This window comes from Halomonas meridiana (assembly GCF_009846525.1).
Taxonomy (GTDB): Bacteria; Pseudomonadota; Gammaproteobacteria; order Pseudomonadales; family Halomonadaceae; genus Vreelandella.
In genome coordinates this window covers 1,352,669-1,368,783 of the sequence record NZ_CP024621.1, presented here as the reverse complement: position 1 = coordinate 1,368,783, position 16,115 = coordinate 1,352,669, and the positions used below count along the sequence as shown (strand labels likewise).

Here is a 16,115-nt window from a genome sequence, read left to right as displayed (position 1 = left end):
ACGCCGAAACCATCCATCAACGAATGTCTTGCAGGCGTGTCCGTCCTGCTCTAAGGGGCATCGCGCTGTGCGATGCACCCAGCGTGTCAAAGACGAGTGATCTCGTCCCAACGTTTTTCCAGGCGCTTCACGGATACCGGCATCTTCGTACCGAGCTGCTGAGCAAACAGCGAAACGCGCAACTCCTGTATCCACCAGCCGAAGGCCACCAGCGCCGGGTCTTCGGCATCGCCGCGTCGCTCGCTGTTACGCCGCGCATCGAAACGTGCTTCGAGCGCTTGGATATCCTGCATCATCATTTGGTCACGGCCGCGTTCGCGTGCCGCCTTTTCAAGCCGGATCAGCGCTGCCTCGGTATAGCGCGGATACTCATCGAGCCACTCCCCGGCATCGCGAATGAAGCCAGGATAGACCAAGCGCTGCATCTGCGCGCTCACATCGCTATAAACGAGCGCTAGCGCAAAGTTGAGCTTCCCTTTGAGCACTTTGGTCACGGCCAAGTGCCCTTTGAGCGCAGCCTCGACACGCTCTAACAGTAACGTCGCGTGTGGCACCAGCGCCTCGTCGGTGACTTTGAGGCGCTCGGCCAGCTCTCCGGCAGAGCGCGGCAGCGGATCCGTGGCGACCACTTGCGTAAAGACCGCCAGCAGCAAATCATCCACGAGGGCCTGTTTACTACCCACCTTAGCAAAGAGTAACGCGCACTTTTCCACGCCCGGTAAGCGCTTGATCGCTTTGACCTGCTCGGGCAGCTTGGCGATGGCTAACCGGGCAACACCTTGTTGGTGGGCCGCCGTTGCTTTTGCCGGATGGTCGAATAGCGCCACCTTGAAATGATGAGAGTCGGCCACCAGCGCTGGGTAGGCCTCCACGCGGATACCGGCCTGAGTCGTCACCCGCGACTCTGGCAGCGGTGATTCTGGTAACTCGTCCAGCGTGGGCGCTTGGCTTGCCTGATCGGCCAGCGCCTGGGCGCCTGCACTCGCCGCCTCTTCGAAACGCCGCTCCAGCGCACGCACGTCGCGCCCTTGGCCCAGCGCGTTGCCCGCATGATCGACGACCCGCACGTTCATAAGGAGGTGCGGCGGCAGCAGATCGAGACGCCAATCATCCGGGTGAACGCGGGTAGCAGTGCGGCGGCGGATAAACTCCCCCAGCGCTTCGGTGAGCGGCCGCTCATCGGGCACCAGCGTCTCAAGCGCGGCATCGACCCAGTCGGGAATGGGTACCACTTGGCGGCGAATACTTTTCGGCAACGATTTCAGCAGCGCAATGCACTTTTCACGCAGCAGCCCCGGCACCAGCCACTCCAACGCGTGCACAGGTAGCTGCGGCAGCATGGCCGCAGGGACGGTGAGGGTCACGCCATCATCGTCGGCGTCCGGGTCAAAGTGGTAGCTGACCGGATACGCGACGCCAGACAGCGTTAAATGATCCGGATACTGCGCCTGAGTGACGTCATGGGCGTCCCTGGCTTTGAGAGCGTCGATATCGAACTTGAGCAGCTCAGGCTCTTGGCGCTCGGCCTGCTTACGCCAGTGTTCGAAACCCTTGCCATTGACGACATCGGCGGGAATTCGCTCATCGTAGAAGGCAAATAGCGTCTCTTCATCCACCAGAATATCTCGCCGACGGGCGCGATCTTCCAGCGCTTCTACCTCTTCGATCAGCGCACGGTTATGGGCGAAGAATTCTCCTTTGGTTTGGAACTCGCCTTCCACCAGCGCTCGACGAATAAACAGCTCCCGCGACTCTTGAGGCGCAATGGGCCCGTAATGAACGCGACGACGCGCCACGATCGGCAGGCCAAACAGGGTGACTTGCTCGAAGGCGACCACCTGAGCACGCTTCATTTCCCAATGAGGCTCGCTGTAGCTGCTTTTCACTAGGTGTTGCGCTTGTGGCTCGATCCACTGCGGGTCGATCTTGGCAACGGTGCGCGCAAACAGCTTGGTGGTTTCAATCAGCTCGAAGGCCATGACCCACTTGGGCGTTTTCTTCGCCAGACCAGAGCCGGGGTGAATCATGAACTTGCGGTTACGCGCTCCGAGGTACTCTCGGTTCTCAAGCAGCGTACCCAAATTGGAGAGCAGGCCAGACAGCAGCGCCTGATGCAGCTTGCCCGACGTTTTGCGTCTGGCCTGTTTGGCCTGCTCTTCGCTCTCGTTCTCATCACGAGGCAACGGCGCGGGTACTTCGATGTCCATATCCCGCAGCAGTTGGCGCAACTGGCGGAAGGTATCGTGCCACTCGCGCATGCGCAGATAGTTAATGTAGTGCTCACGACACCAGCGGCGCAGCTGGTTGCCCGACAGTGCCTCGCGGGCGTTTTCGATGCCGTGCCACAGGTTCAGCAGTGCCACGAAGTCGGAGTCCGGGTCGTGCCAGCGCTGGTGCGCTTGATCGGCGGCCTGACGCTTATCGGCGGGCCGGTCACGGGGGTCTTGAATCGCCAGCGCCGACACCACGATCAGCACATCCCGCAGGCTGCCTCGCTCTGCACCGGCCAACACCATACGAGCCAAACGCGGATCAATGGGCAACTTCGCTAGTTTACGACCCAAACCGCTGAGCTGCTGCTTCTCGTTGACGGCGCCGAGCTCGAACAAAAGCCGGAAACCATCTTTGACGAAACGACCGTCGGGCGGGTCGACGAAGGGGAAGTCTTCGATGCTGCCGAGCTTTAGCGCCAGCATCGACAGGATGACCGACGCAAGGTTGGTGCGCTGAATCTCCGGGTCAGTGAACGCAGGGCGTGACAGAAAATCCTCTTCGTCGTAAAGGCGGATACACACGCCTTCCGCAATCCGCCCACAGCGACCCTTGCGCTGGTTGGCACTGGCCTGACTGACCGGCTCGATGGGCAGCCGCTGGATTTTCGCTCGGTAGCTGTAGCGGCTAATGCGTACAAGGCCAGGGTCGATGACATAGCGAATTCCCGGCACGGTGAGTGAGGTTTCAGCCACGTTAGTCGCCAGCACGATACGCCGTCCCCGGTGGGGAGCAAACACCCGGTTCTGCTCCTCGTTAGAGAGGCGCGCGTACAGCGGCAGAATCTCGGTGCCCTTGAAATCCGCGCGGCGCAGCGTATCGGCGGTTTCGCGGATCTCCCGCTCGCCGGGTAGAAACACCAGCACATCGCGGGGGCCATGCAGCCAGCCTTTTTCACGCTCGATTGTTTCGATCTCACGCACGGCATGCAAAATCCCCTCCTGCAGCGTGCGGTCATCCTCGTCCTCTTCGCTGCGCACCAGCGGGCGGTAGTGGACATCTACCGGGAACGTGCGGCCAGATACCTCGACCACCGGCGCAGGCGTGTTAGGCGAGCCGAAATGGGCCGCAAAGCGCTCTACGTCGATCGTGGCGGAGGTGATGATGACTTTCAGATCTGGGCGCTTGGGCAGCAGCCGCTTGAGGTAACCCAGCAAGAAATCGATGTTGAGGCTGCGTTCGTGGGCTTCGTCGATGATCAGCGTATCGTAGCGCAGCAGCAGCGGGTCGTGCTGCGTCTCAGCCAGCAGTATGCCGTCGGTCATCAGCTTAACGAGGGTGCTCGGCGAGCTTTGGTCGTTAAAGCGCACCTGATAGCCCACCTGCTCGCCAAGCGGCACGCTTAGCTCTTCCGCCAGCCGCCCCGCGACGCTGCGCGCCGCCAGACGCCGTGGCTGCGTATGGCCAATCAGCCCTTTTCGGCCACGGCCCAGCTCCAGGCACATTTTGGGCAGCTGCGTGGTTTTACCCGAGCCGGTTTCCCCCGCCACCACCACCACCTGGTGGTCACGAATCGCAGTGAGAATATCCTCACGTCGCTCTACCACCGGCAGCTCTGCCGGGTAATCCAGCGTCACGCGGAGGCTTTCCCGCTGGGCCAGCAGTTGCTTGGCTTTGTCGACCTCCCGTTCCACCTCGTTCAAGCCGCGGTCGATCGGTTTGTTCTCTCGCTGCCGACGCCGCAGGCCCGCCACCCGACGCGAGAGCCGCTCCTGATCACGCAGCATCACGTGACCCAGCGACTCCTGGAGCGCTGTGAGTGAAGGGGCGTTGTCTTGTGGGGTATCGATACGGGATGAGTGCGTGTCGGTGGTCACGTTAGGCTCGGTTCCATCTCAGAATAAACGTCGGCCCACTCGTAAGTGGGCCGACCATTGTAACGCTTTCGCGAACGAGACGCCTAACGCCCGCTTGACCGAGTGTTCAACCCTTAGGGCGCAGGGGTCGCTTCCTGGTCGCGCAGTTGGCGACGCAGCACCTTACCGACATTGGTTTTCGGCAGCTCGTCGCGGAACTCGATGTATTTCGGCACTTTATAGGCCGTGAGTTCTTTCTTGCACCAAGCGCGCAGCGTGTCAGCGTCAAGCTGGCTGTTTTTGGAGACCACAAACAGCTTGATGGCTTCGCCCGCGTTTTCATCGGCCACGCCGACGGCCGCCGCTTCCAAGACGTCAGGGTGGGCAGCGACGACATCTTCCACTTCATTGGGATAGACGTTGAAGCCCGACACCAAAATCATGTCTTTTTTACGATCAACGATTTTGATGTAGCCGTCACTCTGGAGCACGGCGATATCGCCGGTATGGAACCAGCCGTTTTCATCAATGGCGTTGCGCGTCTCTTCTTCACGCTGCCAGTACCCTTTCATGACCTGCGGGCCTTGCACGCAAAGTTCGCCCGGCTCGCCAAACGGTACATCGTTACCATCAGCATCGACGACTTTCACCGACGTGCCCGCGACCGGCTTACCAATGGTGCCCAGTTGAATGGCATCGTTGGGGTTGAAGCTGACGATGGGGGACGTTTCGGTCAGGCCGTAGCCCTCGGCGATCGGGCAGCCGGTCGTCTCTTCCCAGCGCTGGGCAGCCGCTTTGGTCAGCGCCATACCGCCTGAAATGGTCAGCTTCAATTTAGAGAAGTCGAGCTGCTTGAAGTCGTCCCGATTACACAGCGCGTTAAACAGCGTGTTGAGACCGATAAACCCCGTGAACGGCAGCCCTTTGAGTTCTTTGACGAAATTGGGCAGATCGCGAGGATTGGTGATCAGCAGCGAGTGGTTGCCGGTTTCCATCAGGAACAGGCAGTTCACGGTAAAGGTGTAGATGTGATACACGGGCAGCGGTGCGATCACTAGCTCTTCGCCGTCGGTCAGGTGCTCGCCGATGGCCGAGCGCGCTTGAAGCATGTTGGCCACCAGGTTGCGGTGGGTCAGCATCGCCCCTTTGGGCATACCCGTAGTTCCGCCGGTGTACTGCAGCGCCGCGAGATCGTCCATGTTGCGCTCGACCGGCGTGTGTTTCAGCGACGCGCCCTTCTTCAGCGCATCTCGGAAACCGACGGCACTCGGCAGCGAGTACGCAGGCACCATTTTCTTGACGTGCTTCACTACCGCATTGATCAGCCAGCGCTTGGGGGCGTCGTGCAGGTCGGCAAGCTGTGTCACCAACACATGCTTGATGTCCGTTTTATCAAGCACTTTTTCCAGTTTGTCGGCCATGTTGGCCAGAATCACGATGGCTTTGGCGTTGGAGTCTTTGAACTGATGCGCCATCTCCCTCTCGGTATACAGCGGATTGGTGTTGACCACCACCAGTCCTGCCCGTAAGGCACCGAACACCGCCACGGGAAACTGCAAAACGTTCGGCAGCTGAATGGCGATTCTGTCGCCCGGCACCAAGTCGGTTTCATGTTGCAGCCAAGCCGCAAAGTGGGCCGAGAGACGATCAAGGTCGGAAAAGCTCAGCGTTTTGCCCATGCAGGTAAACGCGGGCTTGCTGTTAAAGCGCGAGACGGCCGAGTGAAAAACGTCCGTAATAGAGTGGTAGTGTTCCAACCCCTCAAGCGCTGGCCCGCTCAAAATAGGGGTGTTGGCGTGTTCGCTCATGGGCTATCTCCGCTATCCGTGTCGATGTGAGACCGACCTTGTTATTGTGGTGTGGTTGTATAAAGAGACTAAACGCCAACGATATACGACGTTTATGATACTGTAAAACGATCGATTGAAACTTGCGTTTCAACTTTAGCTTATGCCCTGTCATGCGGGTTTAGGGGTTGGACAGTATCGCGCGTTGATTTCTCCTTCTCGCCATACCAATAGTTCCCCCGGCTCCATACGCTGCCACGCCTCGTTTTGGGTCAGCGGCTCGGTAGCAATCACCGACACGATATCGTTGGGCGTCGTATGCTCGATGAAGTTGACCGTCATCTCTGCATCGGATAGCTCCGCCTCACCAAAGGGGGCGCGCCGAGTAATATGCGCCAACTTGGTGGAGCAGTAGCTATAAAGATAGACGCCGTCGGAGAGGAGTAAATTAAACACTCCCTGGCCTCTCAGCTGTTCACACAGTGCGTGAAGCATTTCCCATAGCGCCTCCGGTGCAGCCGGTGGGGTAGGAAACGCACTGCGCAGTTCGCCCATGATCCAACAAAACGCGTGCTCACTATCGGTGTTGCCAACGGGGGTATAGACCCCTAAAGGTAGCGTCTGCCAGTCGCTGAGTTGACCATTGTGAGCATAACACCAGGGCCGCCCCCACATTTCACGGGTAAACGGGTGCGTGTTGGCCAGTCGCACGCCGCCCACGTTGGCTTGGCGAATGTGGCTGATGACGACGTTGGATTTGATCGGATACTCACAAATCAAGCGGGCAATCGGCGAATCCACGGAGGGGTGAGGGTCTCTAAATTCACGATAGCCGCCCTCTTCATAAAAGGCGATGCCCCAGCCATCGCGGTGAGGACCAGTGCCCCCACCGCGATGCAAGAAGCCAGAGAAACTGAAGCAGATATCGGTTGGCACATTGGCGCTCATGCCCAACAGTTCACACATGGGCCCACTCCTTGGCAGTCCCTCGCATTAGCGGATGACCGGTTCGCGGCGACGCGTGGGCTGAGGCTCCTCCTCCGCTTGGCGACGCGGCGCGGGCTCGACGGCAGACGGACGGCGTCGCCACCACAGCGCAATGCCGATGCCGGCGCCGAGCGCCACGCCCAATACGGCCCACAGCAGGCCGTTACGCATGGCGCTGGCGCTGTGCTCGAAGAAGCCAACGGCGGCGACCATCGCCGAAGGTGCCCAGCCGGTGTAGAACTCACCCTCGTCGACCAGCGGTAAGCGGTAGTTGGCCGGCATCCACATGGCCCCCGCCACGCACCACGTCATCACTAATCTTGGTAGGCGCGGCAAAAAGGACAGCGCAAAATAGACCGCCAGCAGGACCAGCAGTGAAAGACCGTAATAACTGAACCACAGCAGTGACATTGAGTCTGCAAACAGCATAATACCCCTCATGTGGGTGGAAGCACCCGACGTTGATTTCCCGTTATGGTACCTATCAATTTATGAAAGCACAGCCTGGTATGCACGAAGGCTCGCCCGTAGCGCGCTATTATCGCGCCGATGACCCTGAATGGCACTGGTTAGAAAATCGCGATAGCGCTGAGGTCAGCGATTTCATCGCGGCGGCCAACCAGCAGCATGCCAACTGGTTTGCTCCTCTCTCGCCCCTGGCGGACACGCTCTACCGCTCGCATTTGGCACGCAGAGAGTTAGCGGTCAAGAGTCTAGAGACAGCGCTTGACCACTTTACGTTCTGGAGCGAGACCGGCGCGGAAGATGATTACCCCTGCTGGTGGCGTCACCCCAACGGCCAGCCTGAGCAAAAAACCTGTTTTCTCGACGTCCGCGAGCGCGCCGCTGACCAGCCCTTCTTTGACGTGGGGGACATGGCGCTCTCCCCCGACGAGCAGTGGTTGGCCTGGACGGAGGATACTCAGGGCGACGAGCGCTTTACGCTATGGTTGAAAGCCTTGCCCAGCGGAACGCCCCGCCAGCTACTCAGTGATATCGGCCCCAGCGTTTGTTGGGCGGAAGATCAGCGCGCAGAGGGGGCCACGCTACTGTTCACTCGCTTCGATGACACTCAGCGCCCGGATAGCTTATGGCGGCTATGGGTAGCGTTTGACGAGGAAGAGAAACAGCCAGTCCCTGAAGTGATCTATCGCGAAGCCGATGCCGAATTCTGGGTCGGCGTGGGCAAAACGCGCTCAAAAGCGTGGTTAATGATCGAGACGGGCTCGAAAGAGACCACGGAAGTGCTCGCCCTCCCTGCCGATCAGCCCAGCGCCCAGCCCATGTGCTTGCATGCTCGCCAACCGGGCGTCGAGGTGAGCATCGACCATCGGCCAGACACGTTTTACCGCCTACATAACCAGGCAGGCCCCCACTTTCAACTGGATATGCGCGCCGAAGGCGATAACGCTAGTTGGCTACCGCTGATTGCGCATCGCGATGACGCAACGCTGGAGGGGGTCGATGCGTTTGAGTGGGGCTTGATACTCGCTGAGCGAAGCCATCAGGATGCGCAGGTACTGCTGCGACGTTTGGAGCTGGATAGTCATCACCAAACGCTGCTTGATAGCTACATTGACCTGCCCGAAACGCCCTGTTCACAGCTGCTGGAAGACTCGCCACACTTTAACGCGCGCACGCTGCACCTGCGCGAAGAGTCGTTTACCCGCCCTCCGAGCTGGTATGCCTTAAACCTAGATAACGGTGTACGCACGCTCTTAAAACAGGTGCCCGTTCATGGCAGCCTCGCCCCAGAGCAGCTAGTCAGCCGCCGAGTCTGGGCCACCAGCCATGATGGCGAGCAGGTCCCAGTCTCGGTCGTCATGCGAGCAGATTTGGCAGGCCAGCCACTGCCCACCCTGTTATACGGCTACGGCGCCTACGGAGAAGCGCTGGACCCCTGGTTTTCGATTGCCCGACTGGAGCTTCTGGAGCGCGGCGTCGCGTTTGCCGTGGCCCATGTGCGGGGCGGCGGCGAGCGCGGCGAACCGTGGTACTTGAAAGGCAAAATGGCCCACAAAGAGAACAGCTTTCACGACTTTTTAGCCGCCCGTGACGCCCTTGTCACCGCCAATATCAGTCAGCCTGAGCGAATGGTCGCCTATGGTGCCAGCGCCGGTGGGCTACTGGTGGGCACGTGCCTCAACCGCGCCCCCGAGGCGTTCTGTGCCGCCGTGCTGGATGTCCCTTTTCTGGATGTGCTGCGCACCATGCAAAACCCAGAGCTGCCGCTCACCACCGCCGAGTACACGGAGTGGGGAAACCCGGAAGCGCCAGAGGTCGCCCAGCGTATCGCGGGCTACTCGCCTATCGACAACATCCAACCGCGCCACTACCCAGCGCTGTGGATCGAAGGCAGCTGGTTCGATACCCGGGTGAGCTACTGGGAGCCTGCCAAGTTCTACGCCCGTGTCACGCAAGCACAGCAAGGAGACGCGCCCATTCTGCTGCATACCGACATGAGCAGTGGTCATGGCGGCGCTTCGGGAAGGTTCAAAGCCTGGCGAGATGCCGCGCGCCAGGATGCGTTCATTCTATGGGCGCTGGGGTTGGTGTAACGTGGTCGGCGGGCAGCGCCGCTGTGAGTGCTTGGATGAACTCTCCGAAGGCCTGCCGAGCGCCTCTCACGGCGTCAGGCCATGCGTGCTCAGGACACGCAACCTCTGCATAGTGCCAAAAAGCAGCCCAGGCGTGGGGAGTCAGCGGCATGTCGGTAAAAAAACGGCATGGCACCTGCTCCCCCAGCATGCGCTGAGCATGGCGCCCTATAAAGTGGCCGCCCAGCCGCGAGCCTTCCAGCACGTAGAGCATGCCTACCCGCTCATGCGTATTGACAGGCGCGGTGAACGCCCACGCTGAAGGCACTGTTTGGCCCAGCCGCCTGATGTCATGGCGCAGCAGCGGCTCACGCAGGGTCAATGCGTAGTGGCCTGGGTCACCACCCACCGTATGAGTCAGCGCCCGCTCTAGCCCGGCAATGGCGGGATAGAGCGCGGCAAGCCCGACGCCGTAGCGTGCCATGTCCAGCCGGGGGCTCAGCAGCGACGCCAGCGCCGGGTGATGATCGACGCGGTGATGGTCGGCTTTCGTTGCCTGCCGGAGCCGCCGGGCCAGTGTCATGGGCGCTGCCTCACTCGCCATCGTGACGCCAGGGCATGCTTTTGGCCTGCTGAAGAAGCGCACGCAGCTTCAATAGATAAAGGCGGGTACTGGCCGTCCAAGGGCGGCTGTGGCCCAAGCGCTGCTCGACCCATGCTTCGAAGGAGCGACGCGGCGAGACCACGCTCCCGCCATCACGGTAGTCCACTGGCTTATCGGGATTGCCCCCCCACGTGACGTCGTAAATATGCTCCACACGACACAAGTAGAGATTGACAGTGTGGTGCTGATCAAGAGGGAGATCGCTGATCAAAGCGACGCCAGCCACCTCACTGAGCGGCATGCCAGGACAGTCACGCTGCAAAGAGTCGCTAAGCCAGACATGGGTAGCCTCGGCCGCTGCCTGCTGCGCCACCATGCTCATGACGTGAGGCGTCAAGCCCACACCGTGCTGGTAGTACTCCTCGCCCATCTGCAACATTACCCCATCCGCAGCGAAGGTCTCCATGAGCCAGTCACTCAACTCTTCCCAAGCGCTTTCCAGCTCGCCGTGCCGCATCAGTACCGTTTTGGCGTGGTCAAAATGGCGCTGAAGACCGTCGATCACCTGCTGGCGCCGCCGCGCCTTGAAGTCACGCAGGCGAAGGTTGAAGCCCTCGCTCAGAGCACGCATGGAATCCAACTGGCTGACCGTGAGCTGCTTGGGCTCTGCGGCGTGGCAGGAGATCAACGCATCCAGCTCCCCCCTTGAATAATGGGTAGCGAAATAGCACCGCCCACGCCCATGTTGGCCATGTACTCCAAATGCACCGGCGAAGCGCTGCGCAAATCGACGAAGCTTAAATCGGGTGTGGCATCGGCCTGCGCCGCGTAAATCGGCACGGGGGCGGCGGTGGCATCAGGAATCGTGCGCCAAGGGTTTTTCAAATAGAGCTGACGCGCAATGTAGGGAATATCGCTGGCTGGAAAACGCAGTCCCTGATAGCTGCCCGTCACGCCTTCGCGACGCGCCTCGGCCAGCACTTCCCCATCGCCCTCCGGCATGAAGCGGTAGTACAGCACCCGATCAAAGCCACTGAGCGCCAGCAAGTTCTCCATCAACGCCTGACACTGGGTCGCCAGCTCCTCCCCACTCTCGGGCACGGCAGCCACATGGCTGCTGGCCGCCATCGGCGCAGCATGGGCATCGACAGGGTACAGCTCGTAGATCCAACCGTTACCGTGATGGCTGGTGACCACCACATCGAACTCCTGTTTAGGCGTATCGCACTGGCCAATATAGCGCTCGCCTGGGCCGAGTTCAGGCAGCGCAGCGGTCACATCGTGCAGACAATCCGGCAGCGGCTGACCGAGTCCGACAGGAGGCTCGACGTCGCTCAACAGGGTCTCGGCGTTGGCCGAGCAGTGAGATACCACGCCTTGGGCATCGGTGATCAGCAGTACGCCATGCGGCTGAATGGCGCCTGAGAGGTGCAGCTCCTCCTGCTCACACTGATGGATAAAGCCACGGGGTTGGGTCATGACAAGGCATCCTGGGAGGGGTCGTCGTTAGAAGAGGCGCTGGCGCCGATCAATGTCGTAAATTCGGCCAGCGTTAGCGGCATCGAAAGCAGGTAACCTTGAACAAAGTCACAGCCATTTTCAATCAACCACGTTAATTGTGCCGACGTTTCCATCCCTTCTCCTACGGTGCGAATTCCCAAGGCCTTGGCCATCCCCAAAATAGCCAGCGCAATGGCTTGATCCCCCTCATCGTTGCCACCCAAACCGTCCACGAAGCTCTTATCGATTTTTAGCTCGGCCAGCGGCAGCCGCTTCAAATAGGCCAGCGACGAGTAGCCGGTACCGAAATCATCCACCGCCAGCTTGATGCCCGCTTCGCGCAGTTTTTCAATGTTACCCAGCGCCGAGCTAGACCGGTCCACCAGCGTGCTTTCGGTAATTTCTACCTGAACCAGTGAGTAAGGCACTCGGTACTGCTTCAAGCAGCTGAACAGGTGTGTGATGAAGCGCTCTTCCTGAAAGCTGCGCGCCGACACGTTCATGGCGATCGGCGGCGGCGTCAGCCCCTCGTCACGCCACTTGGCCAGTTGGCGGATCAACTGCAAAGCTACGTAGCGGTCCAACTCCAGAATCAGTCCGGTCGCCTCGGCCACCGGGATGAAGTCGGCGGGACTGACCTGCCCCAAATGGGGATCCGTCCAGCGAAGCAGCGCTTCCGCCCCGCATAGCGGGCCCTGGTCGACGCAGACGAACTTCGGCTGATACACCAGCTGCAAACGGCCGCGCTCCATGCCCTCACGCAGCGCATGCTCGATAGCGACATCGCGCATCAAGCGCGCCTGCAACTCGGGTTTGAACAGCTCGAAGCGGTCACGGCCGTTCTCTTTGGCTCGGTACATTGCCGTATCGGCGGCTTTGGTGAGCCCTGCCACGTCGTCACCATCGTCCGGACAGAACGCCAGCCCAATACTGGACGTCACGAACAGTGCATGACGGCGTACTTCGAAGGGCTTGGAAAGCGCCTCGACAATACGCTTGGCGACCTGCTCTGCACCTTCGATAGAGGTATCCACGAGGATGATCGTGAACTCGTCGCCTCCCAGTCGGGCAACGGTGTCCATATCGCGTACCAACTCTTTGAGCCGGTTGGCCACTTGGATGAGAAGCTCATCCCCCACGTCATGCCCCAAGGTATCGTTAATACTCTTGAAGTTATCCAAATCCAAAAACATCAGCGCGCTGAGCTGCTCGCTGCGTTTGGCATGGGCAATCGCCACTTGAAGCCGGTCCTGAAACAGCGTGCGATTGGGCAAACCGGTCAGCGCATCGTGAGTGGCCAGATACTCAGCCTGGCGCTGAGACTCCTTGATATGCGTAATATCTGAAAAGACCGCCACACACAGCCCATCGTCTTGGCTGTCCGGGGCGATCATGTTGAGCGTTAGCCACTGGGAAAACAGTGTGCCGTCTCGGCGCTTGTTGAACACCTCGCCTTGCCAGTAACCGTGCTGTTTGACGATCTCCCACAGCACGTAGCAGGTGTCTGGCGTCTGCCCCCCGCCCTGGTTTTCGTCTTCGCAATACAGCAAAGGCAGCGCTGGCTGTCCCTCGACGGCGCTGGCGGGGTACCCGGTAATACGGCTAAAGGCGTTGTTGACCGATTGAATGTCACCGAGCGCATTGATCACGACGATGGCCTCGCCCGCTTGTTCGAACACTTTGGAGGCGACCAGCATGTCTCGCTCGGCGTGTTTGCGCGCGGTGATGTCTTCGGACTCGGTCAAAATGAGGTAGGGGTGACCCTGCTCGTCGCGCAGCACCTGATGCACACAGGAAAGGATCCGCGTAGTGCCGTGCTCGCTGGGCAGCGTGTGCTCGGCCTCCACGATCCGCTGAAAACGCACCGCGTCCATGTCCCTCGCCCATACCGAGCCCGCGTAAACGTCGGGAAACACCTCGAACACGTTGCGCCCGATCAGTTGCTCTTGGGTGAGACCAAAGGCAGTGAGAAACTGCGGGTTGGCAAAGGTATAGCGCCCGTTGAGGTCTTTCAGCGCAATCATTACCGTGCTGTTTTCCATCAACGCCTGCATTTGCGCCTGGGACTGCCGGAGCTTCGCTTGCACCTGACTGAGGTCGGTCACGTCCATCAGCGTCACCACGAGCAGCTCCACCTCCCCTTGCTGGTTCACGCCGGGGGTGATCAGTCGCTGTAGTAACCGCCCCTCTAGCTCGACGACGTTCTCCACCGGCGAGGCCTGTCGAGAGACGTTTGTCAGCGCCTCTTCCAGGTCGTTGAAGACGGTGGGTAGACGTAGCCCCGACACATGGCGCAATAGCGCCGTTGGGCGGACGCTGAACGAGCGCGCGGCGGGGGCGTTATAGCGTTTGAGACACAGCTCGCTATCGAACACCATGAGCGGAAAATCGAGCGCGTCGTAGAGGTAGGTATACTCATCGTTGAGCTTGGTCAATTCGCCCGTTTTGACGTTGAGCTCTTCGTTTAGGCTGATCAGCTCTTCGTTGGTCGCTTGGAGCTCCTCGTTAGAGGCCTCTAATTCCTCGTTCGTAGCCTGAAGCTCCTCGTTGGAGGCCTGAGCTTCTTCGTTGAGCGACTGCATCTCCTCATTGGCGGTCGCCAACTCTTCGATGAGTGATTGAAGATGTTCCCGGGTGGCTTCTAATTCATCTTCCAAGCTATCGGCACCATCGAGCAGAGGTGGCTCCATCAACTGATCGAGCGGCAGGCTGGCAGGCTTTTCGATCTCAGCCAGTGGTGCCAACACGATCAGGATACGCCGGTCGTCCTCCTGTTCGGTGAGCCCGCGCACGCTGAGCCGCATCCACTCGTCGTCAAATCGTCGACGCCGCCCCACCTGGGGCTCCCGCTGCTTGTTGAACTGGTGCAGTAGCGACATCAGCTCGCCGCGAAAAGGATCGATCATGACATCCTGAATGCCCACTTGGGTGCGCCCGGCGGGAAAACGCAAGAACCGCTTCACGTCGCCCGCCGTGTGCTGCACGTTGCCTTGCGCATCACACAAGGCCACGGTAGCGCCCATGTGCGCTACCAGTGCATCCAGCAGCTGCTGCATATCGCGGTCTCTGCGCTTTAGAGGAGAGTTTGTCCGCCTAGAGGTCGGTGCGTTATCCAGCACGTCGCGACTTTCGCCCTGCTTGGCAAACAGCCGTTCACGTCGATCGATAGGCGTGAACAGCGCCTCGGAGTGGCCAATGCTCTCAGAGCGCCCCAGAAACAGCGCGCCCTTGACTTTGAGACCGAAATGAAACCGCTGCAGAACTTTAGACTGGAGCTCATTATCGAAATAGATCAAAACGTTACGACAAGTAATCAGGTTCAAGCGCAAAAACGGCGGGTCATCGACCAAATTGTGCTTGGCAAACACGATCATGTCGCGCAGCGTTTTATTCACTTCATAGAAGTGCTCATGGGCCGTGAAGTAGCGCGCCAACAGCGGTTGGGGTAACGCCTCCAACGCGGCCCCTAGGTAGCGCCCACGCCGGGCGATTTCCAACGCTTCCTCGTCGATATCCGTGGCAAAGACTTGCACCACCGCCTCGCTATCGAGCACACGTTTCGACTCGGCCACCAACAGTGCGATGGAGTAAGCCTCCTCGCCAGTGGCACAGCCCGCCACCCAGATGCGCAGCGGCCCCTTATCGACTTGCTCCACCATGGGATGGATGACTTTCTTGAGCGCGTCAAAGGCACTGGCATCGCGAAAAAAGGCGGTGACGGAGATAAGAATATCGCGCCCAAGCTGCTCCAACTCAGCGGGGTCCTGCTCCACCAGCGCGACGTACTGCTGCATGTCGGCGACCTGGGTCGCCACCATACGGCGGCGAAGCCGACGGCTGATAGTGCCCGGTTTATAGCCTGAAAAATCGAGCTGGCGGCGCTCTTTCAATAGCGTCAGTAAGCGCTGCGGCACCGCGACTTGGTTGCCTTCAAGACTCGCGCACTCCAACCTCGCCAGCTCTGCCAATCGTGGGGCCATCTCTTCGACGTCGAGGATATAATCGATGACCCCAGCATCGATCGCCGATTGGGGCATTCCCTCATACTTGGCGCTGCCGGGCGTTTGCACCATGGTAATGCCACCTGCGGCCAAGATCGCCCGCAGCCCGGCGGTACCGTCAGACCCCGTGCCTGACAACACGATGCCGACAGAGGCTTCGTGGGCATCACTGGCCAACGAGGAGAAGAAATCGTTCACCGACGGCTTGGGCACCACATGGGGCAATGCCGCCGTGGTGTAAAACACGCCGTCTTTAATCGTGGCATTGGTATTGGCGGGCACGACATAGATCACCCCCGGTTCGGGGCGCTGCAGGTTTTCGAGCCGCGTCACCCTTAGGCGCGTTTCGCGGCTGAGAATATCCACCAGCATGCTCTTGTGGGTAGGGGAGACATGCTGCAGCACGACAAACGCCATGGGCAAGGCAGGATCAAGCGAGCGGATCAATTTCGAAATGGCTTCGAGCCCGCCCGCCGAGGCACCAATACCCACCACTATAGGCGAGAGAGGAGCAGAGGTTGCAGCCGTCATGAGGTTCCCTTACGAATCGATAGGTCTTTTCCCCAGTCTACACAGCTCGATAGCAAAGCTATATGTTCTCGCTCGATAAACTGCCCGCCTGACCGCTGTTT

9 protein-coding genes are annotated in these 16,115 nt (G+C 59.9%); 1 reads left to right on the top strand and 8 read right to left on the bottom strand.

Features of this window, described 5'->3' with window-relative positions:
* Positions 1–86 precede the first annotated feature (86 nt).
* From hrpA to CTT34_RS06660, 4 genes are all read right to left on the bottom strand, one after another.
* A complete protein-coding gene (hrpA, locus tag CTT34_RS06675; protein ID WP_254436486.1) occupies positions 87–3,998 on the bottom strand; it encodes an ATP-dependent RNA helicase HrpA in 3,912 nt (1,303 codons plus the stop codon).
* 203 nt (positions 3,999–4,201) lie between these two features.
* Entirely contained in the window at positions 4,202–5,875 is a 1,674-nt protein-coding gene (locus CTT34_RS06670; protein WP_159341731.1) for an AMP-binding protein, read from the bottom strand.
* Positions 5,876–6,025: 150 nt separating this feature from the next.
* Positions 6,026–6,820, bottom strand: coding sequence for a class II glutamine amidotransferase (locus CTT34_RS06665; protein ID WP_159341730.1), 795 nt, complete (start codon positions 6,818–6,820; stop codon positions 6,026–6,028).
* 27 nt (positions 6,821–6,847) lie between these two features.
* On the bottom strand, positions 6,848–7,270 hold the full coding sequence (locus CTT34_RS06660; protein ID WP_159341729.1) for a hypothetical protein: 423 nt from the start codon (positions 7,268–7,270) through the stop codon (positions 6,848–6,850).
* 62 nt (positions 7,271–7,332) lie between these two features.
* On the opposite strand from CTT34_RS06660, the gene CTT34_RS06655 reads away from it, so the two are divergent.
* Positions 7,333–9,399, top strand: a complete 2,067-nt coding sequence (locus CTT34_RS06655) for a S9 family peptidase (protein WP_159341728.1) — start codon at positions 7,333–7,335, stop codon at positions 9,397–9,399.
* Here the strand turns inward: CTT34_RS06655 and CTT34_RS06650 are convergent.
* Genes CTT34_RS06650 through CTT34_RS06635 form a run of 4 tightly spaced genes read right to left on the bottom strand, consistent with a single transcriptional unit; the run spans position 9,371 to position 16,014 of the window.
* Entirely contained in the window at positions 9,371–9,961 is a 591-nt protein-coding gene (locus CTT34_RS06650) for a biliverdin-producing heme oxygenase (RefSeq protein ID WP_159341727.1), read from the bottom strand. The genes CTT34_RS06655 and CTT34_RS06650 overlap by 29 nt on opposite strands.
* Positions 9,962–9,971: 10 nt before the next feature.
* Positions 9,972–10,670 carry a GAF domain-containing protein gene (locus CTT34_RS06645; protein WP_159341726.1) on the bottom strand — a complete coding sequence of 233 codons (699 nt, stop codon included), beginning with the start codon at positions 10,668–10,670 and terminating at the stop codon, positions 9,972–9,974.
* Positions 10,667–11,461 (bottom strand): phytochrome family protein, encoded by a 795-nt coding sequence (locus CTT34_RS06640; RefSeq protein WP_159341725.1) that lies wholly within the window; start codon positions 11,459–11,461, stop codon positions 10,667–10,669. Before CTT34_RS06640 ends, CTT34_RS06645 begins: the two co-directional genes overlap by 4 nt.
* A complete protein-coding gene (locus CTT34_RS06635) occupies positions 11,458–16,014 on the bottom strand; it encodes an EAL domain-containing protein (protein WP_159341724.1) in 4,557 nt (1,518 codons plus the stop codon). Before CTT34_RS06635 ends, CTT34_RS06640 begins: the two co-directional genes overlap by 4 nt.
* Positions 16,015–16,115: the final 101 nt, after the last annotated feature.

What these genes read in the sequence shown, in the direction of transcription:
- hrpA (WP_254436486.1), bottom strand. Translation starts at nt 3,998, where the DNA reads ATGCTGCGTGATCAGGAGCGGCTCTCGCGTCGGGTGGCGGGCCTGCGG.
- CTT34_RS06670 (WP_159341731.1), bottom strand. Translation starts at nt 5,875, where the DNA reads ATGAGCGAACACGCCAACACCCCTATTTTGAGCGGGCCAGCGCTTGAG.
- CTT34_RS06665 (WP_159341730.1), bottom strand. Translation starts at nt 6,820, where the DNA reads ATGTGTGAACTGTTGGGCATGAGCGCCAATGTGCCAACCGATATCTGC.
- CTT34_RS06660 (WP_159341729.1), bottom strand. Translation starts at nt 7,270, where the DNA reads ATGCTGTTTGCAGACTCAATGTCACTGCTGTGGTTCAGTTATTACGGT.
- CTT34_RS06655 (WP_159341728.1), top strand. Translation starts at nt 7,333, where the DNA reads ATGAAAGCACAGCCTGGTATGCACGAAGGCTCGCCCGTAGCGCGCTAT.
- CTT34_RS06650 (WP_159341727.1), bottom strand. Translation starts at nt 9,961, where the DNA reads ATGACACTGGCCCGGCGGCTCCGGCAGGCAACGAAAGCCGACCATCAC.
- CTT34_RS06640 (WP_159341725.1), bottom strand. Translation starts at nt 11,461, where the DNA reads ATGACCCAACCCCGTGGCTTTATCCATCAGTGTGAGCAGGAGGAGCTG.
- CTT34_RS06635 (WP_159341724.1), bottom strand. Translation starts at nt 16,014, where the DNA reads ATGACGGCTGCAACCTCTGCTCCTCTCTCGCCTATAGTGGTGGGTATT.